Source organism: Pseudoalteromonas sp. APC 3355 (genome assembly GCF_030407615.1).
In the GTDB taxonomy this organism is placed as follows: domain Bacteria; phylum Pseudomonadota; class Gammaproteobacteria; order Enterobacterales; family Alteromonadaceae; genus Pseudoalteromonas; species Pseudoalteromonas distincta.
The window spans coordinates 161,435-181,842 of the sequence record NZ_JASDDB010000004.1 but is presented as its reverse complement, the minus strand read 5'-3'; the positions used below and the strand labels follow the sequence as shown (position 1 = coordinate 181,842).

20 protein-coding genes are annotated in these 20,408 nt (G+C 39.6%); 14 read left to right on the top strand and 6 right to left on the bottom strand.

Annotated elements, in window-relative coordinates; genetic code table 11:
- Positions 1–77: 77 nt before the first annotated feature.
- From poxB to QMA08_RS08945, 4 genes are all read left to right on the top strand, one after another.
- Positions 78–1,802: a ubiquinone-dependent pyruvate dehydrogenase gene (gene poxB, locus QMA08_RS08960; protein ID WP_290174240.1), complete on the top strand. Its 1,725-nt coding sequence runs from the start codon at positions 78–80 to the stop codon at positions 1,800–1,802.
- A 199-nt stretch (positions 1,803–2,001) separates the two neighbouring features.
- Positions 2,002–2,175 carry a hypothetical protein gene (locus tag QMA08_RS08955; RefSeq protein WP_290174239.1) on the top strand — a complete coding sequence of 58 codons (174 nt, stop codon included), beginning with the start codon at positions 2,002–2,004 and terminating at the stop codon, positions 2,173–2,175.
- Positions 2,176–2,322: 147 nt separating this feature from the next.
- Positions 2,323–2,475, top strand: coding sequence for a hypothetical protein (locus QMA08_RS08950; RefSeq protein WP_290174238.1), 153 nt, complete (start codon positions 2,323–2,325; stop codon positions 2,473–2,475).
- Positions 2,476–2,491: 16 nt separating this feature from the next.
- Positions 2,492–2,839 (top strand): hypothetical protein, encoded by a 348-nt coding sequence (locus QMA08_RS08945; protein WP_290174237.1) that lies wholly within the window; start codon positions 2,492–2,494, stop codon positions 2,837–2,839.
- A 369-nt stretch (positions 2,840–3,208) separates the two neighbouring features.
- On the opposite strand, the gene QMA08_RS08940 is transcribed toward QMA08_RS08945, so the two are convergent.
- The 3 genes from QMA08_RS08940 to QMA08_RS08930 all read right to left on the bottom strand — a co-directional run bounded on the left by QMA08_RS08940 (position 3,209) and on the right by QMA08_RS08930 (position 6,772).
- A complete protein-coding gene (locus tag QMA08_RS08940) occupies positions 3,209–4,435 on the bottom strand; it encodes a threonine/serine exporter family protein (RefSeq protein WP_002960134.1) in 1,227 nt (408 codons plus the stop codon).
- Between the two features lie 121 nt (positions 4,436–4,556).
- The gene (locus tag QMA08_RS08935; RefSeq protein ID WP_290174236.1) at positions 4,557–5,780 is read right to left on the bottom strand and encodes a glycosyltransferase; all 1,224 of its coding nucleotides are present in this window, start codon (positions 5,778–5,780) and stop codon (positions 4,557–4,559) included.
- Positions 5,777–6,772 (bottom strand): LacI family DNA-binding transcriptional regulator, encoded by a 996-nt coding sequence (locus QMA08_RS08930; protein ID WP_290174235.1) that lies wholly within the window; start codon positions 6,770–6,772, stop codon positions 5,777–5,779. Before QMA08_RS08930 ends, QMA08_RS08935 begins: the two co-directional genes overlap by 4 nt.
- A 166-nt stretch (positions 6,773–6,938) precedes the next feature.
- On the opposite strand from QMA08_RS08930, the gene QMA08_RS08925 reads away from it, so the two are divergent.
- From QMA08_RS08925 to QMA08_RS08915, 3 genes are all read left to right on the top strand, one after another.
- On the top strand, positions 6,939–9,401 hold the full coding sequence (locus tag QMA08_RS08925; protein WP_290174234.1) for a prolyl oligopeptidase family serine peptidase: 2,463 nt from the start codon (positions 6,939–6,941) through the stop codon (positions 9,399–9,401).
- 71 nt (positions 9,402–9,472) lie between these two features.
- Positions 9,473–10,090, top strand: a complete 618-nt coding sequence (locus QMA08_RS08920; protein WP_182673667.1) for a LysE family translocator — start codon at positions 9,473–9,475, stop codon at positions 10,088–10,090.
- 80 nt (positions 10,091–10,170) lie between these two features.
- Positions 10,171–10,662 carry a DUF2798 domain-containing protein gene (locus QMA08_RS08915; protein ID WP_290174233.1) on the top strand — a complete coding sequence of 164 codons (492 nt, stop codon included), beginning with the start codon at positions 10,171–10,173 and terminating at the stop codon, positions 10,660–10,662.
- Between the two features lie 72 nt (positions 10,663–10,734).
- Here QMA08_RS08915 and QMA08_RS08910 read toward each other — a convergent pair whose 3' ends face one another.
- Positions 10,735–11,247: a MarR family transcriptional regulator gene (locus tag QMA08_RS08910; protein WP_222713320.1), complete on the bottom strand. Its 513-nt coding sequence runs from the start codon at positions 11,245–11,247 to the stop codon at positions 10,735–10,737.
- 180 nt (positions 11,248–11,427) lie between these two features.
- On the opposite strand from QMA08_RS08910, the gene QMA08_RS08905 reads away from it, so the two are divergent.
- From QMA08_RS08905 to QMA08_RS08895, 3 genes are all read left to right on the top strand, one after another.
- A complete protein-coding gene (locus QMA08_RS08905; RefSeq protein WP_290174232.1) occupies positions 11,428–12,309 on the top strand; it encodes a haloalkane dehalogenase in 882 nt (293 codons plus the stop codon).
- A 159-nt stretch (positions 12,310–12,468) separates the two neighbouring features.
- A complete protein-coding gene (locus tag QMA08_RS08900; protein ID WP_290174231.1) occupies positions 12,469–13,020 on the top strand; it encodes a hypothetical protein in 552 nt (183 codons plus the stop codon).
- Positions 13,021–13,360: 340 nt separating this feature from the next.
- Positions 13,361–13,954, top strand: a complete 594-nt coding sequence (locus QMA08_RS08895; RefSeq protein WP_290174230.1) for a 3'-5' exonuclease — start codon at positions 13,361–13,363, stop codon at positions 13,952–13,954.
- A 150-nt stretch (positions 13,955–14,104) separates the two neighbouring features.
- Here QMA08_RS08895 and QMA08_RS08890 read toward each other — a convergent pair whose 3' ends face one another.
- Positions 14,105–14,596 (bottom strand): hypothetical protein, encoded by a 492-nt coding sequence (locus QMA08_RS08890; protein WP_290174229.1) that lies wholly within the window; start codon positions 14,594–14,596, stop codon positions 14,105–14,107.
- Between the two features lie 243 nt (positions 14,597–14,839).
- A complete protein-coding gene (gene uvrA / locus QMA08_RS08885; RefSeq protein WP_290174228.1) occupies positions 14,840–17,404 on the bottom strand; it encodes an excinuclease ABC subunit UvrA in 2,565 nt (854 codons plus the stop codon).
- Between the two features lie 255 nt (positions 17,405–17,659).
- On the opposite strand from uvrA, the gene QMA08_RS08880 reads away from it, so the two are divergent.
- From QMA08_RS08880 to QMA08_RS08865, 4 genes are all read left to right on the top strand, one after another.
- Positions 17,660–18,064 carry a hypothetical protein gene (locus QMA08_RS08880; RefSeq protein ID WP_007581806.1) on the top strand — a complete coding sequence of 135 codons (405 nt, stop codon included), beginning with the start codon at positions 17,660–17,662 and terminating at the stop codon, positions 18,062–18,064.
- 55 nt (positions 18,065–18,119) lie between these two features.
- The gene (locus QMA08_RS08875; protein ID WP_165742590.1) at positions 18,120–18,665 is read left to right on the top strand and encodes a hypothetical protein; all 546 of its coding nucleotides are present in this window, start codon (positions 18,120–18,122) and stop codon (positions 18,663–18,665) included.
- Positions 18,666–19,028: 363 nt separating this feature from the next.
- Positions 19,029–19,361: a DUF1493 family protein gene (locus QMA08_RS08870; RefSeq protein WP_290174227.1), complete on the top strand. Its 333-nt coding sequence runs from the start codon at positions 19,029–19,031 to the stop codon at positions 19,359–19,361.
- A 72-nt stretch (positions 19,362–19,433) separates the two neighbouring features.
- The gene (locus tag QMA08_RS08865) at positions 19,434–20,306 is read left to right on the top strand and encodes a hypothetical protein (RefSeq protein ID WP_182672795.1); all 873 of its coding nucleotides are present in this window, start codon (positions 19,434–19,436) and stop codon (positions 20,304–20,306) included.
- Positions 20,307–20,408 lie beyond the last annotated feature (102 nt).

Here is a 20,408-nt window from a genome sequence, read left to right as displayed (position 1 = left end):
GAAACGATGACTTACCTGATAGAGCAGAGGCGAAAAATCAATTTACAGAATAACTGAATATTTAGGAGTTCTATATTATGAGTCAAAATATCGCAAGTTTTATCACTAAAACCCTCGAACAAGCGGGCGTAAAACGTATTTGGGGAGTAACTGGCGATTCACTTAACGGCATTAGTGAAAGTCTGCGAAAAATGGGAACAATTGAATGGCTAGGAACGCGACATGAAGAAGTTGCCGCATTTGCAGCTGGTGGCGAAGCCCATTTATCAGGCGAGCTTGCCGTGTGTGCGGGTTCTTGCGGGCCAGGTAACCTTCATTTAATTAATGGCTTATTTGATTGTCAGCGCAATAATGTACCAGTATTAGCAATTGCCGCACATATTCCTTCATCTGAAATTGGCAGTAGTTATTTTCAAGAAACCCATCCGCAAGAATTATTTAAAGAATGCAGTGTGTATTGTGAAATGGTGTCGAGCCCTGAGCAAATGCCGTACCTGCTTGAAACCGCAATGCGACAAGCAATATTAAACAAAGGCGTGAGTGTACTTGTGCTACCTGGCGACATTGCATTAAAAGATATGCCTAAAGCTATCAAACCAAATTGGAACGTGCCAAAGCCAGCAACACATACTCCCGCTTTATCTGATATTGAAGCGATGGCGACTCATCTTAATAAAAGTAAAAAAGTAACCTTATTGTGTGGTGCTGGCTGTAAGGATGCCCACGACGAAATTGTTGCGTTAGCCGAAAAATTACAAGCACCGATAGTGCATGCCATGCGCGGTAAAGAATTTATTGAATACGACAATCCTTACGATGTTGGTATGACTGGGTTTATTGGCTTTGCGTCGGGCTATCATGCAATGCAAGAAGCCGATACGTTATTAATGATTGGTACTAGTTTTCCTTATCGTGCTTTTTATCCTGAAAATACCACCATATTACAAATTGATAATCAGGCTGCGTCACTCGGGCGACACGTGCAAATTGACTGTGGCGTGTTAGGGGATACTAAAAATTCAGTGACCACATTACTTGAGTATATTGAAGGTGAGCGCACAGACTCGCATTTACAAAAGAGTGTTAAGCACTATAAAGAATCGCGAAAAGATCTCGATGAACTAGCCAGCGGCAAAACCTCGCAAAATTTAATTCACCCGCAATACCTAACACGTTTACTCAACGAGCAAGCGGCTGACGATGCTGTTTTTACTTGTGACGTAGGTACGCCAACAGTGTGGGCTGCGCGTTATTTATCAATGAATGGAAAACGCCGCTTAATTGGCTCGTTTAATCATGGCTCTATGGCAAATGCGATGTCGCAGGCAATGGGAGTTCAATCTGTTGACAGAGATCGCCAAGTCATTGCAATGTGTGGTGATGGTGGCTTTTCGATGTTAATGGGGGACTTAATCTCGCTTAAGCACCTTAATTTACCAATAAAGATTGTTGTTTATAATAATCGCTCACTCAGTTTTGTGGCTATGGAAATGAAAGCCAGTGGATTTTTATCAAGCGATACTGATTTAGAAAACCCAAGTTTTGCTAACATTGCACAGGCCTGTGGCTTAAAAGGGATTCATGTGGACGACCCTGAAAAATTACCATCGGCAATGAACGAGATGATGAACCACTCAGGACCTGTTGTTTTAGAAGTCGATACTGCAAAACAAGAGCTTTCAATGCCACCGCAAATCAAATTAGAGCAAGCAAAAGGCTTTAGTGTTTACATGATGAAGGCGCTGATAAACGGCAAAGGAAACGAAATTATAGAGCTTGCCAAAACTAACTGGTCACGCTAGTTAGTTACTTCCCTATTGAGTATTTTGGCTCAATAGGGAAGTGCCAAGTAATAATCCTCACTATCATCTTTTATTATTAATAAGCTAAGGCTGCTGTTTGTAAGTGATTGAACCGAAATAGAAAACCATATATGGTTTATCATTAAATTAATAAAAACACGCATAAAATACCTCTACTCATAGAGGGAACAGAGCAATAATGAAATGGAAATCGGTTTTACTGTCGCTGGCTGTTTTATGGCTTATTCAAGCTCAGCAAAGCAGTTTACGCACCAGTGAATACGCAAATATAATTTCTGATTTAGATAAGGTTAGTGTGCTTGGCGAATGTGAAATATCTACCGAAATCACAAGAGAGTGGCCATTGTCTTGAGCTATAAGCGGCGCTGAAATTACTGTTAAGAACAAAAATACTTTGCTGACAGCAACAACCAGTAAGTTTAATAAACCAGATCGTAGATTTCTTAGTACACACAATACTTACTACCACTTTACGTGGTCCAAAACCAAAAACAACTCTATGTTTGCATCATACATGGACGTAGAAATAGAACCCGCAGGTAAAGTAGCAGGCCTTATAATAGGCAATTGCTCTGACTACCCCGAAGGCCCAGAATTAATAGGGCATTTAGAGCGTTGTAATAGTATTGAAAAGTCAATTACGTGTTTATAAAAGTAGGTATAGAGCGTTGATTAAAATTGAAGACTTTTCTTTAGCATGGCGCTGGATTAGCGCATCCCATAGTGATTTTTCTAAAGATACACTAAATAAACTTATTCCGTTGAGCGAAGATCAAGCAAGAGCATTAATTGCTACTACACCTATTAACTTTCCGGTTGGAGCAAAAAGATTCGACTCCACACAAGGGAGTGAGTTAACACGCCAATGGTTAAAGGGCTTAGTAAATGATTCGCAAACAGTAACAATTTGCTGGGATCAAGAAACAGCATTAACCCTACCTTGGATAGTTTTTTGTGATCACTGGGATGATTTTTGCTATCCATCAAGTGATGACATAAATCTGTGTTTAACCTGAACTCTGGTTAAGAGATTTACTAAAATATTGAATTATAGTGATATTTAAATTTATTTTCTCTAGCCAGAGATTTTTAGTGAAAACAAGGCGAATTTACGCGTCAATAGCTGGCCTATTGCAAGTAAATTCAACGCAGTTAGCGCTGAAAATAGCTGCTTGAGATAGATTTATTATCCAGCGTTTAGGTTATTTAGAAAGCGCTGAACTGTTTTTACGTTGGAATCACTATGAGGTTTTTGAGTTTGACTCAAGTGCAATGTAATGAGCTAAAACACTTAACATTGGCCTCAATTGCTACTTGGTAGTTGTTTTTAGTTTAACGTTTTACTCGCTTTACTCAATTAAAGTAAAGCGAGCGCTCAGTATCACTTACAAACTCTTTTTAGGCGGAAGAGCCACGTTTGCAAATATTAGCCCTGCAACAAGCGACATAAATATTAAAAACGTTTGCTGGCCTATATGCTCTGCGTATATAAAGTCTTGGCCTTCAATGAGTGAGTTTAAGCCAATATAGGTTTTGCTACCTGGTACTAATACAATTAAGCCTTGCATGGCCACAATAGAGGCCGGCGCATTAGCAACACGGTTGAACAAGTTACTAAATATACCCACTGATAAAGCACCTACAAACGTACCTAACGTGTAATCAAGGTACATAGCCGAGCCAATACTGGTGCCATAGGCTATAAACCCTGATGCAATAGACCAAACAGCGTGCTTAAGTTTGGTTCTAAAAATAACGATTAAGCTGCTACAAAGTAAAAATATAGCCAGCCATGCGGTCCACTTTGGTAATGGCTCAGGTTGTACAAAGTCAGCTTGCCCAAAGAGTGCAAAGCCAATACCTATGCCAATAAAACCGCCAAAATAGAGTTTAAATAACAGCATAAACGAGTCCATGACTCTTGCTGTACCCGACACTAAATGCCGCGCTGCAAGCTCTGCTAAGCCAAGCGCAAGTGCTAAACCGGGTATAAATACAATAATGGCTGAAAGTACCACCAAGCGTATGTTTATTTCAGGTGTTATATACACGCTTACTGCACATGCAAGTATTGCCGATATTATGGCTACCAATGGCTCAAGCATATGGGCTACGCGTTTTGAGCGCCCAGACCAAAGCACAAACAAATAAACAACTAAAGTAAGAAGCGATGACCAAATAACATCAGTCCAGCTAGTACCCATTAACATGGCAAACGCACCACCAGAAGTTGCAAAGGCAACGCCCGTAACAAGTTTATTGTATGGGTTTGGCATGTCGTAGATAGCATCTAGCTGGGCGTCAACTTCTTGTAAAGTTAGCTTGTCGTCAAGCATTTGGTTTACAAGATCGTCGGTGTCGGCAAGTGAGCCTAAATCGTGATCGCCAGGGTCTACACGCGCAACGTGGGTGTACTCGTCTTCGTGGCCATCAGTCCAAATAACAAACGTTACCGAAGTTGGCGACATAACAAACGACGATTTAAGCCCTAAATATGTAGCCACTTCCATTAGGTGTGCTTCTAGGCGGTAAGCAGGCGTACCATACTTGTGAAGCATTTTACCCAATTTAACGATAAATTTGCGTTTTTCTGTAAAGGTTGCAGTTTTCAAATCTTTTTGGACCAAATATTGCGATAACTAAGCTAAAAATATAGACAATACAGCTAAAACTGCCCACGTTTGATGGGCGCGATTTTAAACACTAATTGGTGTGTGTCTAGTCATTTTTAATCTAATTTTTATTTTTTTCAGCTATCCATTGCGACATGTATTGAGTGCTGCGCATTGTATGATGTTTGAGCATTTGGCCTGTAAAGTTTTTTTCGCGATGAGCGTTTAAATCGCTACTTATTGAATCAATTTTTTTAATTAACACCGTGCTCAATTGTGCTTTATCGTAAAGCGTATTAAGGAGCGTGTTGCCATCTTGCTGCGCTTGTTCAAAGTCACTTTGATTGGTGTACATTTCAACAGCAGCATTGGCAAAATCGTCGGCGGTGTTGGCTATTTTACCAGGCCATGGTAAATCGTTATGCATGCCCTCTGCGCCAATATTAGTGGTAACGCTGGGTGTTTGCATAATCATGGCTTCAAGTAATTTACCTTTAATCCCTGCACCAAAACGCAGTGGTGCTAAACATACGCGTGCGCTTTGCATTACATCAAACGCATTATCGGCCCAGCCTTTTATTAAAAACCCTGTTTTAGGGTTATTTAGTGCCGTGGCTTTTGGTGGTGGGTAAGAGCCATAAATATGTAGTTCTGCTTTTGGGAGTTGCTTGCGTATAAGTGGCCATATTTTTTGTAAGTAAAGTACTGCATCCCAGTTTGGCGCGTGTCTAAAGTTACCTATGGTCATAAAGTGCTGGCGCTGCTCAAACGTTTTTGTACTTGTAGGTAATGAGCTTAAATCGACCATAAATGGTAAATGGTGTAATAAGCTTGGCTCTATTTTAAATACGCTGTTTAGTAGGCTCATTTCATAACTTGAAATAATTAAGCTTAGGTCGCAGCGTAAAATAGCGGCAATTTCTCGTTTTGCTATTTCTGAGTGTAAATCGCTGGTTGTAAACTCGCGCTCACCTTTGTGCGCTTCGTGGCGAGCGTTACGTAGGCATTGTAAATCTTCGGTATCGAGAATTTTAATGGCATTTGGGCAATGTTTATCGACGCGCCAGCCAAATTGTTCTTCCATCATAAAACGGTCAAACATGACTATATCTGGGTTATAGGCTTTAACGTATTCGTCAAAGCTATCGCAGTTTAGTGCAATGCTTTGGCTGGTTATACCAAAGTCGTCAAGGTTTACCATGTGGTCGGTTCGCTGCGCGGGCGTTGCAAATTCAACGTCCCAGTTTTGCGCTCTAAATGCATTTAATAACGACATCATGTGCGTTCCCGCAGCAGACGAATTTGGCTCTGGCCATACGTAGCCAATTACCAGCACTTTTTTCATTGGCTAGAATCTCTAATTTGTAAGTTTACATTTACCAGTGTTTTTACTGGCGGGGCTGTATTTTGTAGTAGCTCTTGCAGTATTAAAAGGCACCGCTTAGCTATATCAGTTGTATTAATAGCCACGGTGGTTAAGTGATTATTTATAACCGCGCTATTAGGAATGTGGTGGCAACTCACTACTTTAATAGAGTGATGAGTTAATGAGTTAATAGCGGCAATAACACCTTGAGCAATAATATCGTTTGCACACACCACTGCGTTTAATGTGGGGTTGTGTTTATATGCTTCTATAAATGCATTTTTAGCGCTAAGGGCTGTGTTTACTGCGCAGTCAATGGGTGCTAATGGTGTAATGCTGTGCTGCGCGCATGCGGTATTAAAGCCACTTTGCAGTGCTTGTGAATCACTTAAAGTAAGTTCATTGCCTATGAATGCTATGTTTGTCACGCCTTGTGCGAGTAAATGCATACTGGCTACGTGGCTGGCTTTTTTATAGTCGGGTAATACACACGGAGCTGCGCTAAAGGGCACTTCGCTCATTAAGGTAATTACTTTGTGTTGCGCGCTGAGCGCATCCAGCCATTTGGGGCAAGTATTAGCAACGGGGCAAATAATAAATGCAGCCGCGTTGTATTCTTTTAAGTTTTTAACTGCGTTTGCTTGTAGCTCAAGACTATTATTACTACTGACAATCATGGCTTGTAAGCCATTGTGGTTTAACAAAAGTTGTAAGCTGGTAGCAAGGTGTGCCATAGCTGGGTTAGTTAAATCATTTATTACTATGGCCACTAAGTTAGAGCGTTTTGAGCGCATAGCAGCGGCATCACGATTATAAACGTACCCTAGCTCATCTATCGCTTTGAGTATTTTTTGTTTACTTTTATTGCCCACTTTATCGCTTTGGGTAAGTACCAACGATACGGTTGATTTTGATACACCAGCACGCTCTGCAACATCAAAAATGGTGACTGATTTGGCTTTGTTATGCATTGTATTTTAAGTACCGCAGTGGTGAATAAATAGCGTTGTAGTTTAGCTTAATCAGCACTATTAAGTCATCTTTTAGAGGTGTTTAACTTACCTTAATACTTTATGAACAAAGCAAAACGTGTTTATATACGCCTATAAGAGTAAAAAATAACAAAAGGATAAAAACATGAGCGCTTTTAGGCTGTTAGTTGTCTTTATTTGTTGTGCGGCATTAGTCCCAACAAGTTACGCCGAGCAGGGCTATCAAACCCCATCACCCGAACTTGCAGCATTGGTTGACGCTAAGTTAGCACCCACTAGTTACTTATCGAGCGATGGCCAGTGGCTAGCGCTTTTTGAACGCAAACGTGTAGTAACCCTTGATGAACTTGCAAAAGAAGAGCTTAAGCTTGCTGGTATTAAGCTAAACCCCGCTAATTTTTCGCGCTCTCGTGTGAGTGCCAAATTTAGTGCCGTGGAGCTAAAGCATGTTCAAAGCGGGTCGGTTATTAGCATTAACAACTTACCTAATGGCATTATCCGCTCACCTAAATGGTCATCTAATAGTAAATATTTAGCCTTTGTTGTTGAGCAACCAACCCAAGCCAACTTATGGCTTTACAGCGTTGAAACCAAACAAGCAAAAGAGTTAACTAGTGCTGCGTTAAATTCGGTACTAACTGCATCGCCATATAAATGGCTGCCAGATAGCAGCGCCATTGTTGCAAATCTTGCTGTTAATTTTGGTAAACCTAGGCTTGAAAATAACAGCCAAAATGTAGTGCCTGTTATTCAACAAAGTACTGGTGAAAAAGCGCCAGCACGTACTTACCAAAATTTATTAACCAGCCCGTTTGCTGAATCACAATTTAAGTTTTACGGCCAAGGGCAATTGGCTTACATAACGCTTGATGGCAATACTCAAGCAATAGGTAGCCCTTCTTTATTTAAATCGTTTTCGGTATCACCTGATTCTACCAATATTTTAGTTGCCGGTATTAATGAGCCGTTTTCGTATCAAGTGCCTTACAGCCGCTTTGCAAGCACGTGGCAAATATGGGGCATGCGCGGGTATGCATTAGCAGAGCTGGCAAAACAGCCACTTGCCGATAATATTCCGCAAGGTTATGACAGTGTACGCACTGGCCGCCGTGATTTTGAATGGCGAGCCGATCAAGGTGCTGAAGTTATTTGGGCCGAGGCGCAAGATGGCGGCGACATGAAAACCGACGTTGAGCATCATGATTATGTTTACAGCTTACGTGCACCATTTAAACGCGAGCCTAAATTATTTGCCAAAGTAGAGCGCCGTTATGCGGGAATGGAGTGGGGCAACGAAAACGTAGCCATGCTGACAGATTGGCGCTTTAGCGATCGCCAAGTACGCACCTTTGTTGTACAACCTCGAAATGCCGACAGAAACCGCGTGCTATTTTCAGAACGTAGTTACAACGACGCGTATAAAGACCCAGGGAATGCTATTTACGAGCGCAACGATTTAGGCGCAAACGTAATTAAAATTGTAGGCGGGCGTTATATTTACCTGCGCGGTAATGGTGCTTCAGAGCAAGGTAATGTGCCGTTTTTAGATAGGTACGATGTTAAAACAAATAGCAGCAAGCGTTTATGGCAATCAGAAGCGCCATACTATGAGCGTGTTCGTGCACTACTTGATGACGAAGGTGAGCGCTTTATTACTATTCGCGAATCTAAAACTGAGCAACCTAACTTTTTTATACGTGATTTAGATAACGACACGTTAACGCAACTAACGACATTTGAGCATCCGTACCCTGCATTTAAAGGCGTAACTAAAGAGCAATTACGTTATAAACGCGACGACGGTGTTGAGCTTTCGGGCACGCTTTATTTACCACCAGGGTACGATAAAACACAAGGCCCGTTACCGGTACTTATGTGGGCTTACCCACTTGAATACAAAGATAAAGCCGTTGCATCGCAAGTACGCGAATCGCCTTATGCATTTACCTACATTGGTTATTGGGGGCCAATGCCTTACCTTGCTAAAGGGATTGCCGTGTTTGACGACCCTAAAATGCCAATAGTGGGTATTGATGGCAGCGAGCCAAACGATAATTTTAGAAAGCAGTTAGTATCAAGTGCGCAAGCAGCTGTTGATGTATTAGTTAAAAAAGGCGTTGCCGATAAAAACAAGATAGCCATAGCAGGGCACTCATACGGTGCATTTATGGTTGCTAACTTATTGGCTCATAGCGATTTATTTAAAACAGGTATTGCCCGTAGCGGCGCGTATAACCGCACATTAACGCCGTTTGGTTTTCAAGGAGAAGAGCGTGATTTTTGGCAAGCACAAAGTGTGTACGCTAATATGTCGCCGTTTTTCCATGCTGAAAAAATTAACGAGCCAATGTTAATGATCCACGGCCAAGAAGATCCTAATTCTGGCACTTTCCCAATGCAAAGTGAGCGCATGTACGCAGCCCTAAAAGGTTTAGGTAAAGATGCTCGCTTAGTAATGCTCCCTTATGAAGCACATGGTTACCGTGCGCGTAAAAGCTTATTACATGTGTTGTGGGAACAAGAACAGTGGTTAGATAAGTATTTGTTAAATGATACAGCAGAGCCGGTAGAGGTTATTACTGAACCCGTGGTAAGTGCTGGGCAATAGTAATAAAAATGAGTAAGTAACAGCGCGGCTACTTATAGCCGCGTTTTTGCTTTTAATATGAGAGTAAATTAATGATTGATGTAGCAGCACTTGCGGTTTTTATTCCTACGTTCTTTTTTGTGTCGATAACGCCTGGTATGTGTATGACCCTTGCCATGACACTCGGTATGAGCATTGGCGTGCGCCGCACATTATGGATGATGATAGGCGAGCTGTTAGGTGTTGCAAGTGTTGCCATAGCTGCGGTATTAGGTGTTGCAAGCGTAATGCTAAATTACCCTGAAGCGTTCGCTATTTTAAAGTGGGTAGGCGGTGCGTACTTAATTTATATTGGCGTTAACATGTGGCGAGCCAAAGGAAAAATGTCGGTCGATACCTCAAAACCAAGTGACGTAAGTAGGAAATCGTTATTTACGCAAGGTTTTGTAACCGCAATTGCTAACCCTAAAGGGTGGGCGTTTATGATTTCACTACTGCCACCCTTTATAAGTGTTGAGCATGCTGTAGCCCCTCAGCTTTTAGTATTGCTTGGCGTTATAATGACCACCGAGTTTTTAAGTATGTTAGCTTACGCAACAGGCGGTAAAAGCTTACGTTTATTTTTAAGCCGTGGTGATAATATTAAATGGATGAACCGTATTGCTGGTAGTTTAATGGGGTTAGTTGGAATTTGGCTTATTTTTGGTTAGCTCAAAGAGTAGTTGATATTATCAATTAATTTGCTATAGTTGATTTTGTCATCTATTTAACGCTTAAGGCATGCCCAAAAATGAGTACACCCGTATCAGCAAATCCAGTAATGGTTGAGCCTAAAAAAACACCTGTAATTTATAAAATACTGGTTATGGTAAGTATTATTACCTTAATTGGCGGTACTCTAACTGGCATTATGACTTATGTGAATGTGGGTGTTACAGAGTATTTTTATGTAGATTGGTTTACCTCATTTATAAGTGCAGTACTTGTAATGGCGCCTGTTGGTTTTGTAATGATGACCTTAATGCACAAGCTAGTTGCCCAGTTATTACCTAATAGCAGTGAGCTAAAACGTAATTTAGTTATTAGTGTTTTTATGGCGCTGATCATGGAGTCGGTGATGGCGTTTGTTACCGCTACTAATAATATTGGCTATGCAGATATGCGTGTATTTGTAACTGGATGGGCTGAAGGGTTATTAGCCGCGTTACCAATAGGTTTAACTATAATGCTGATAATGTCGGTTACGGTAAAACCTAAAATAGAACGCTTTTTAAAGAGCTAACACTTTGAGCGCTAACGTATTAAAGCAAATAATTTAATACGTTTATAGTGGGCAGATGCATGAAGTAATTAGTTACTTAATTGAGTTTTCTACCGGGCAGCCTTGTTTACGGCATACACCTTCGTTACATAATTTGCATATTTTACGTGCTTCTACCTGCTCGCTTGTTAGGCTGCCAAGTGCTACTTCTATCAAACTTAAAAAACTTTGTTTTTGTTCATCATTAAAGTTGTTTAGTATTTTAGAGGTGGCTGTTTCTCTGCTGGCTAGTACCAGTTCAACTCTTTGGCTTCCTTTATCCGTTACGCATAAAACAACAGAGCGGGCATCTTTTACTGACTTTCGCCTTTCTACAAGTTCTTCTTTTTCAAGTGTATTTATTAATCTAACTGCACCAGAATGCGTTAAGCCTAAAACCTTGCTTAGTACATCAATGGTTTCATTCGGATGATTGTAAATAGTTACCAGTGCCGCTTCGTGGCTTAGGCTTCGCCCGCCTAATTCGGCAATCTGTTTTTCAATGTCATTAGAAACAGAAGTAGCAAACGTGCCGATTAAATTTGATATATATTTTTCATTTTTCATAAATTTAATTATATGTGATTCGATCATATAAATATAGTGACAAATTAAGCGCGCTCATTTATTGTGTGACTCAGTCATGTATATTAACTCGAAATTAGTTAATCTACTTCGAATATTACACAAATTAGATGAGCGAGGATTTACCGCCAGCTCATCAGTTAAATAAAGCGATATAATTAAATGAAAAATGATTCAGAAACATTACGTTATACAAAAAAGTTTAAAACTGTATTAGATAAAAAAATGGCCTACATAGATGAAGGCGAAGGTGATCCTATTGTGTTTTTACATGGTAACCCTACATCTAGCTTTCTCTGGCGAAACGTTATGCCCTATTTGCAAGGAAAAGGGCGTTTAATTGCTATTGATATGATTGGATTAGGAGATTCGCAAAAGTTAGATAACACCCATGAGGGCAGCTACTCGCTTGCTGAAAACAGCAAATACACATTTGCACTTTTAGAAGCGTTGGGTGTAAATAATAACGTTACCTTGGTACTGCACGATTGGGGCTCTGGTGTTGGCTTTAACTGGGCTAATACACATCGTGATGCAGTAAAAGCAATTGCGTTTATGGAAGCAATTGTTACTGACTTTCCAACATGGGATGATTTTCCTAAAGATTTACACGGCCCAATTGGCACTTTGCGCTCAGCTGAGGGTGAAAAAATGGTGCTTAATGACAACTTTTTTATTGAAACAATATTACCAGCGACCATTGCACGTAAATTAACGCAAGCAGAGCATGATGAGTATCGTAGACCCTTTATAAATTCAGGAGAAGAACGCCGTGCAATTTTAGCAGGGCCTCGTCAACTTCCCATTGCTGGAGAGCCTGCCGATACCGTGGCTTTAGTTAAAAGCTATGCGAGTTTTTTAGCTAACTCTCACGATATTCCAAAGCTATTTATTAATGCTGAACCGGGTGCTTTTTTAGTTGGTTACGCAAGAGACTTTGTACGCACATGGCCAAATTTAACTGAGGTAACCGTGAGCGGTACTCATTACATCCAAGAGGATTCGCCGCACGAAATAGGTAACGCTATTTCAGATTGGTTATAAAATCATACAATTATAAGGGTTGGGTTTTTTGGTCTAAATAACTTTAAACTTTTTATAATAACGCCAGTTTAGAATGTGGTTTATAGTGGTTGTTTTTATTGCGAGATTAATTAACAATCACTATTAATCATGGTTATTTACTGTATATAAGAATTTAAAATGGAATTAGCTGATATAACCAATAAAAATTTAAAAGCGGCGTTAAAAGCGAGTGCAATATTAGATATTGAATTTTGTGATGATGAGCATCTTCGTTGTTTTTCTTATAAAGCAGAGTACGCGCGTGGTGTTGACATTGCTACATACGATAATGGCGGTGGGGACCAAATAGTTATTGTTTTAACAAGTAATACTATTTTAATAAAAGGTTTCGATCATGAATCGCAGGTAAGCCCACACTCTCAAGATGAATATGCTATTTGGCCCGGAATGTACCAAGGTGCACCTAAAGAGTTACTTAAAACTTTAGAAGCCGATGACTTTGAAATTGATCAGGTAACATTTTGCTTTTGGCGCTCTGAAAAGGATGCGACATGGCAACAAGGTCCGGTTAATTTTAAAAATAATGAAGACGATGGAGCGAGTTGGTTACTCTGTGTAATTCCAAAAACACCCAGTGATTTTATTGAATATGCAAATGAATATTATAACGATGATTTCAATAAAGTATCTCCAGAAAGAGTCTATCAAGTATTTAACGAGAATACGTAAAATAGTATAAATACATATAGTTAAGCGGAGTTAAAGTAATGGTGTTACATATTGTTTTTGCGGGGGGGCATGTTGTACTCTCTAAAAAAATTATACACAGTGGAGACAAATACAAGGTGATTTTAGTGATTATAAAGCATCATTAGGACCTTGGGGCGTAGATGAAATAATTGATTATCTTAATATCGAGTATGGCAACCTGTTACCAAGTGCTTACTTGCAAGTGCATGAGTTTATAAATAGTAATGAAATCATAAAGGTTGTGTTGAGAGCTTAAATTTTGGTTATTAATATGCAAATTCAAGTTACCAAATTTCAGCTTTTTTGAACGGGATAATACATGGAAAGATTAACAAAAGAGCAGATTCAATTTTTACCGATGTACGACGGTTTGAGCCTCGATAATATAATTGTAGTAACGCAAGCGTCAGAAGCGATAAGTGCAATAGTTGAGCTAAAAAAACATGTAATTTTAGGGTTTGATACAGAAAGTAAGCCTTGCTTTAAAAAAGGCGAAATAAGCGATGGCCCTCACTTAATTCAATTATCTACAAAAACAAAAGCGTTTTTATTTCCGACTAAATTTTTTGAAAACTTTACTGAAATTGAAGATATATTATCCGATCCAACTATAAAAAAAGTAGGCTTTGGACTAAAAGAAGACAAAAAACTTATTTTTAGAAAATTTGGAATTAAATTAGAAAATACAGTCGAATTATCCTCTAAAGTTATGCACTTTGCACAAGTAACACAGCGCGTTGGTGCTAGAGCTGCTGTGGCAATGTTTTTTAATCAGCGTTTATCTAAAGGCGCGCAACGTTCAAACTGGTCAGTTTTTCCTTTAAAAGATCACCAAAAAGTATACGCCGCAAATGACGCCCACTCAGCATTACTAATTGAGCTTGAAATAGAAAAACACAATAGCAGTTTATAAGTTGGTAATATTAATAAGGTTGGGTTTAAGCCATTTTGTGCCAGTTGTTACATCAATAACTAAATTTATTTAATATAACCCATAGTTTTTACGGGTTATATTAAGGTGATTTAAGTTTATATAAAAATATTACGTTGCTTTAGCGTGGTTTTATAGCGCAGCGTTGTATTTATTTTTAATTTCATCAGCAGTCATTCTTTTAGCTACATCTTCAAATTTAAGCACTAAATTATTGCAATTAAATTCTAATATAAAATCAGCTTCTATTTCATAAAAGCTATCCAATGCAATTAATGGCTCACTAATAAACCATTTTTGTGGTTCTATAGTTACTACGTCAGAAAATTGTTTTTGAAATTTACGAACTCCAAGCTTTTTAGGTTCGAGAGTAATCGGTTCGTTAGACGCATTAATAAAATAAACCTCTGATACCCAGTCAACAATACCTTCATTATAGAGCGTTGTTAAATCATCAGAAAATGGCACGTCATGTTTAAATCCTTCAGGAACTCGTTCAGGACCTAACGTTATAACTAGCCTTGTAATTAAGCCTAGTTCAGGGTTGAAATCTTCAAATTCATAATACAGGCTATATTCTAAATCTTGAGGTTCATTAGGCTTAGAGTCGAGATTTTCATTCATTATGTTACCCATTTTTTAAGTGATATATTTTTAGGTTTATAACTAACATTTACAACTAGCTTTAAATTAATTTCGATTAAAACCGTATCTGAGTTTATGACCTTGTTCAATGTTTTCATTCGATTTTTATGGCCGCTATTGTTAATTATTAAATATATGCAAAATTAAATTACTTAGGTGTGGCGCTTAATCCTTAGTAATTTACGAGAGTGTTTGTAATGTTGCGCTTAGCTTAAGTTAACCTTAGCTTTGGCTAGTATTTAACAAAAAGGGAGCCGTTCTACTTGTTTGAGATTTAGCTACGTCTTTTGGTTTCCCTTGTGCCACAATTATTCCTCCTTCATCGCCAGCACCGGGGCCTACATCAATTACCCAGTCACTATTGCGGGCTACTTGCATATCGTGTTCAACCATAATAACGGTATTGCCAGCATCAACTAACTTATTTAGCTGCGACATTAACATTGATACATCAGATGGATGCAGACCCGTAGTTGGTTCATCGAGAATATAAAGCGTGTTGCCGCGCTGGGCACGTTGCAGCTCGGTGGCTAATTTAATACGCTGCGCCTCACCGCCAGAAAGCTCGGTTGCAGGTTGCCCTAAACGCAAATACCCAAGACCAACTTGCATAAGTGCATCGAGTGCTCGCAGTATTGCAGGTTCATTTTCAAAAAAGGTATGCGCCGATTCAACCGTTAAATTGAGGATATCGCTTATGTTTTTATCACGATATGTAACCTCAAGTGTTTGCTCGTTATAACGTTTGCCATTACATACTTGGCAAGGTGAATAAACGCTAGGTAAAAACAGTAGCTCTATACTCACAAAGCCAACGCCTTCACAGTTTTTACAGCGACCTTTTGCAACATTAAACGAAAAGCGACCGGCATCATAACGGCGCTCTTTTGCTTTTTGGGTTGAAGCAAATAGTTTACGCACGTGATCAAACAAACCCGTGTAGGTAGCTAAGTTTGATCGAGGGGTACGGCCAATCGCTTTTTGATTTACGGTAATTAGGCGGCTTATATTATTTATACCTTCAATGATTTTTCCGCTGGTGTGTGTTTGCAGCTCTTGTTCTAGTAAGTCGGCTTCGTCGGTTGGCGCTTCCGGTATTATTTTTTGCCCAAGTGCTTCGTAAACAAGTTCTACTAACGCTTGGCTTACTAGGCTTGATTTACCAGAGCCCGAAACCCCAGTAACTGTTGTCATAACACCCAATGGAAATTCTGCATTGAGTTTTTTAAGATTGTTACGCTCAATATCAGCTAATTTTAACCACGCTTTTGGCTGCCTTTGCTCCTTTTTTTGCGCGCTGTTTTGAGTAGACTCTTGACTGGCGTTTTTAGCAAAAAGGTGGCGGGCAGTGTGCGAATTTTTTACTTTACTTAAACCTTCAACAGGGCCGCTGTAAATAATGTCGCCACCATGCACACCGGCATCAGGGCCTACATCAACAATCCAATCGGCATGTTTAACAACGCTAACATCGTGTTCAACAACAAATACAGAATTGCCAGCCGCTATTAACTCGTCGAGCGCTTTTAAAAGTGCTTGTGTGTCTGCAGGGTGTAAACCCGCTGAAGGTTCATCTAGCACGTAAACCACCCCAAATAATTTAGAGCGAATTTGTGTGGCAAGTCGCAATCGTTGTAGTTCTCCGGGTGAGAGCGTTGGCGTTGTACGCTCAAGCGACAAGTACCCTAAACCAAGCATGGTTAGTGCTTCAATACGAGTGAGAATGTCACTGGCAATGCGCTGCGTAACAATGGCTTGCTCTGGATTTTTTGTATTCTTATTTACTTTGGTGCTGGCGGCATTACTTAATTTTTTAGCAAGCTCGTTTAATGTAAGTTGAGATAGCTCGCCAATATCGAGCCCTGCAAATTTAACACTTAACGATGCTTGTTTTAATTTTTTACCTTGGCAAGTAGGGCACTGCGATATTTGCATAAACTGCGATACGCGCTTTTTTGTACGCGGGCTTTGGGTAGTAGCAAAAGACTGTAAAACAAAGCGTTTAGCGCTTGAAAAAGTTCCCATGTAGCTTGGATCTTCGTTATTTTTTATCGCATTTTGTGTTTGCTCATAGGTGTAATCTGGGTATACCGGCACAGTAGGAGTTTCGTCGGTAAATAAAATCCAATCGCGTGCTTTTTTAGAAAGTTTGTTCCAAGGCGTATCTATGTCATAACCAAGCGAGGTAAGTATACGGCTTAGGTTTTTACCTTGCCATGCTGGTGGCCACGCTTCAATGGCGCGCTGGCGAATAGTTTTTGTTTCATCTGGCACAAGTAGCTTTTCGGTTACTTCAAACACTCGGCCTATTCCTGAGCATTCTGGGCACGCACCTTGTGGCGTATTCGGCGAAAACGCATCGGCGTAAAGTATGCTTTGCCCTTTGGGATAATCGCCAGCACGAGAGTAAAGCATGCGTAGCGCGTTAGAAATAGTTGTTATGCTGCCAACGGATGAGCGAACCGAGGGCGCGCCGCGTTGCTGCTGCAAAGCAACAGCAGGCGGTAGTCCTTCAATAGAATCAACATCGGGTTCATCAACTTGATCTATTAACCTACGGGCGTAAGGCGAAACTGAATCAAGATAACGGTGCTGCGACTCAGCAAACAGCGTTCCAAACGCAAGCGACGATTTTCCAGAGCCCGATATTCCTGTAAAAACAACCAATGCGTTACGAGGTAAATCAACGTCTACATTTTTTAAGTTGTGAACGCGTGCCCCTCTTACTTGAATGCTATTACTGGGATCAGATAAATCCATTGTTGAATTTTTATGTGTGCTTGCCATACGTTTATACTCCTGTTTAATCGCGCTTTTTACTTTAAGTTAGCTTTAATTATTTACTCTTATCACTCGTTATTACCCTAAAGTAACGCAAGCACACTGAATGAGCGCTTAGTCTGTAGTGGCGCAGCCAAAGCGCTGGATAAAATTGCGATGATTGTTTGTTTACATAATAGGTATGGAATGCGAATATAATTTAAACAGTTATTGTTATGTAATTTACTAGATATTTTACTAGGTAATAAAAAGGAACTAACAGTGAATAAAGCCTTAGTGATCATTTTATTAGTGCTTTCGTGGGCAACCCAAGCCGACTCTATTAAAGCGCTAAATGTTGACCGTGCAGTACCAAATAGCATGCACTTATCGTTTGCAAACGATAGCAACATAACCCCTAAAAAAGGGGATTTTAAAATCGTTAATTATGTATTAATGAGCAATGAAGAGGGCGAACGCTGGGCTGTTATAACGCTAACTAACTTATCGTCGGGTAATCGCGAATTAGGCCAGGAACATTTACTTGCACTTTTTGCTGACGGCAGCCGATTCATGCCAATGGAATTTAAACTCGGTTTCAAAGGCAACGAAACACAATCGGTAACTGTATCGTTTGCCGATTATAAATTCCCTATTTTAAGTGTGTATTCGAGTAACGATTTGTAACTAATAACGATGCGATAATATTAAATTAGGGATATTTCTAAAATTAAGGGTTTTTATGAAGTTTGAAGATGCGCAACAAAATATGAACCTCGCATACTTCGGTGGTGGAACCGGTGTATTAGTGTCTGGCTTGGTTTGGTGTATAGCTGGCTTTGTCGCATTACTGCATTCAAATCAATCGAGTATGCTTACTTTGTTTTTTGGTGGTATGTTTATACATCCTTTAGCCATGCTACTTTCAAAAGCTCTTAAACGCTCTGGCAATCATGACCCTAAAAACCCATTAGGTAAATTGGCCTTAGAAAGCACTATTATTTTATTTGTTGGTTTGTTTTTAGCGTTTTATGTAGCAAAACTTCAAGCTGAATGGTTTTATTCAATAATGCTGATGATAATTGGTGTTCGCTATTTAGTTTTCAACACTTTATATGGCATGAAAGTGTACTGGATTTTAGGTGCTTCGCTTATGTTTTTTGGCATGCTGTGTATTGTATTAAATGCCAATTTTGTAATCGGCGCCTTTATTGGCGGGATAACCGAAATAGTATTTGCGCTAGTGATATTTGCCCAATCGAAAGGTATGGTTTTAAAAACAGAATAACAAGCTCTTATAATCGCAAAAATAGCATGCTGTTGGAGTTACCCTTCAGCTTGGTATATAGCAAAGGCTTTTAAAGTATTGAGTATTTGCAAATTGCATGTATTCATTAGTCGGCTTAGAGCGATAACCGGACATTGAGATTTGCTTAATATCGTCGTTAATTGATTGGTTAAACTGCTCTTTGCGCATATATTCATTAAAATGAGCGCTGAGCGCATATTGTTCTATTAAACTTTACTTTAAAGCTTTAAAAAACTTTTGGTAGTAATGCTTTAGGTTATTTGTTAAAAGTAGATGAATAAGCGTCTAGTCGGCAGAAATATGCGCGATGAGCGCACTATTAAATTGTTATACAAGTAGCTGATGATTAGAGATAAAGTGGTAGAAATAATTTCACAAGAAATGAATTTGCCTATTGAATCGATTTCAATGGACAGTACTTTTTTAGTCGATTTGAATATCGACGGCGATGACGCTTGGGAAGTTTTTGAGCGTTGTTATGAACAATTTAACTTAGATCTATGCAACTTGAAATTCACAGATTATTTCAGCTCAGAGCCTTGCTACAAGGGAGCTTTCTATATGTTTCGTAAGCTAAAGTTAAAAGACGAGCATTTAGCAAGGAAAAAGGAAAGATTTACTGTAGCTGATTTAGTCAATGCTTGTGAACAAGGTGATTTTGAAAAACTTGTATAACAACTCAATAAACTCACTCACTTCGTTCGCTGGGACGCATACACGCGGGGCGGCTGCGCCATTATGCCCCACATGTCTGCGCCCGTTATTGAAAAGTTACATATACAAAGTAATCCACATCATATGAATAAATTGCAGAAATGGATCTTAAAGGGCTTACTAACAAAGCCATGCCCAACTCGCATTCCAAGAACAGGTGATAGCGGTAAGCAAGTCAATTGCTATTCGATCAGTTTATATGAAGGCAATATCCCAATTATGCTGGTTAACTCTATTGATGATAACTGTCTAAGTGGCAGCCATTTTGAGGGAGGTGGTTTTCGCACCGATGCATCTATTCCTTTCAATCTAACGAAAGGATTAAATATCAGGATTGAACATTATCACGGCCTCATTACACATACATACACAGGGTTAATCGACTTCGCAATTCATGAGTGGACAAAATTTTATAGGCTCCAATCTATTTTTGCTCTAGCAAAGCATTCTGTTCCGCAGTTCTTCTTTAATAAAAAGAAACTTCAGCTTCCCAAACGAATGTCAATTCTAGAAGCAATAATTGCAAAACAATCCGAGGAGCCCGAAAAGGCATTTAGTTCTTTAGATCTTATGAGCTATATGTATTCTCTCAGGTGGTATCTTCACCCTCAGAGATCAGAGTTGCGGAAAAAGATGGATTTATATTTATCGTCATTTGAGGCTTCTGGCGAGCTTAGACGTAACGGTGGCAAACTTGAATATTTTATAACCGGGAAAGCCGTATCAACTCTTGAACAGTATCAAATAGAAACTGCCAGAGCTAAAGATGCTGAATCTTCTAATACTTGGATGCTTAGGCTTACTGCTATTTTGGCATTTTTCGCTGCATTTCAATCAGGTTTAATTACTTCACCCGCATTGATTGATTTAGGGGAGGTATGGCAATGGCTAATATCATACATGTAACAAGTCAAGGCAGCATCGCCACTACGTGGCTGGACGCGCTAACGTGCGCCGCTGCTTGAGTCGTTACGAACGTCCGCTATTGGCACTTTTGTGAAGTTCAAC

Excerpts from the sequence above, each read along its gene's own strand:
- QMA08_RS08930 (WP_290174235.1), bottom strand. The coding sequence starts at position 6,772 with ATGCATAACAAAGCCAAATCAGTCACCATTTTTGATGTTGCAGAGCGT.
- QMA08_RS08920 (WP_182673667.1), top strand. The coding sequence starts at position 9,473 with ATGATTGATGTAGCAGCACTTGCGGTTTTTATTCCTACGTTCTTTTTT.
- QMA08_RS08935 (WP_290174236.1), bottom strand. The coding sequence starts at position 5,780 with ATGAAAAAAGTGCTGGTAATTGGCTACGTATGGCCAGAGCCAAATTCG.
- QMA08_RS08870 (WP_290174227.1), top strand. The coding sequence starts at position 19,029 with ATGATTAGAGATAAAGTGGTAGAAATAATTTCACAAGAAATGAATTTG.
- QMA08_RS08950 (WP_290174238.1), top strand. The coding sequence starts at position 2,323 with ATGTTTGCATCATACATGGACGTAGAAATAGAACCCGCAGGTAAAGTA.
- poxB (WP_290174240.1), top strand. The coding sequence starts at position 78 with ATGAGTCAAAATATCGCAAGTTTTATCACTAAAACCCTCGAACAAGCG.
- QMA08_RS08900 (WP_290174231.1), top strand. The coding sequence starts at position 12,469 with ATGGAATTAGCTGATATAACCAATAAAAATTTAAAAGCGGCGTTAAAA.
- QMA08_RS08915 (WP_290174233.1), top strand. The coding sequence starts at position 10,171 with ATGAGTACACCCGTATCAGCAAATCCAGTAATGGTTGAGCCTAAAAAA.
- QMA08_RS08955 (WP_290174239.1), top strand. The coding sequence starts at position 2,002 with ATGAAATGGAAATCGGTTTTACTGTCGCTGGCTGTTTTATGGCTTATT.
- uvrA (WP_290174228.1), bottom strand. The coding sequence starts at position 17,404 with ATGGCAAGCACACATAAAAATTCAACAATGGATTTATCTGATCCCAGT.
- QMA08_RS08875 (WP_165742590.1), top strand. The coding sequence starts at position 18,120 with ATGAAGTTTGAAGATGCGCAACAAAATATGAACCTCGCATACTTCGGT.
- QMA08_RS08910 (WP_222713320.1), bottom strand. The coding sequence starts at position 11,247 with ATGAAAAATGAAAAATATATATCAAATTTAATCGGCACGTTTGCTACT.
- QMA08_RS08895 (WP_290174230.1), top strand. The coding sequence starts at position 13,361 with ATGGAAAGATTAACAAAAGAGCAGATTCAATTTTTACCGATGTACGAC.
- QMA08_RS08865 (WP_182672795.1), top strand. The coding sequence starts at position 19,434 with ATGTCTGCGCCCGTTATTGAAAAGTTACATATACAAAGTAATCCACAT.
- QMA08_RS08905 (WP_290174232.1), top strand. The coding sequence starts at position 11,428 with ATGAAAAATGATTCAGAAACATTACGTTATACAAAAAAGTTTAAAACT.
- QMA08_RS08890 (WP_290174229.1), bottom strand. The coding sequence starts at position 14,596 with ATGAATGAAAATCTCGACTCTAAGCCTAATGAACCTCAAGATTTAGAA.
- QMA08_RS08925 (WP_290174234.1), top strand. The coding sequence starts at position 6,939 with ATGAGCGCTTTTAGGCTGTTAGTTGTCTTTATTTGTTGTGCGGCATTA.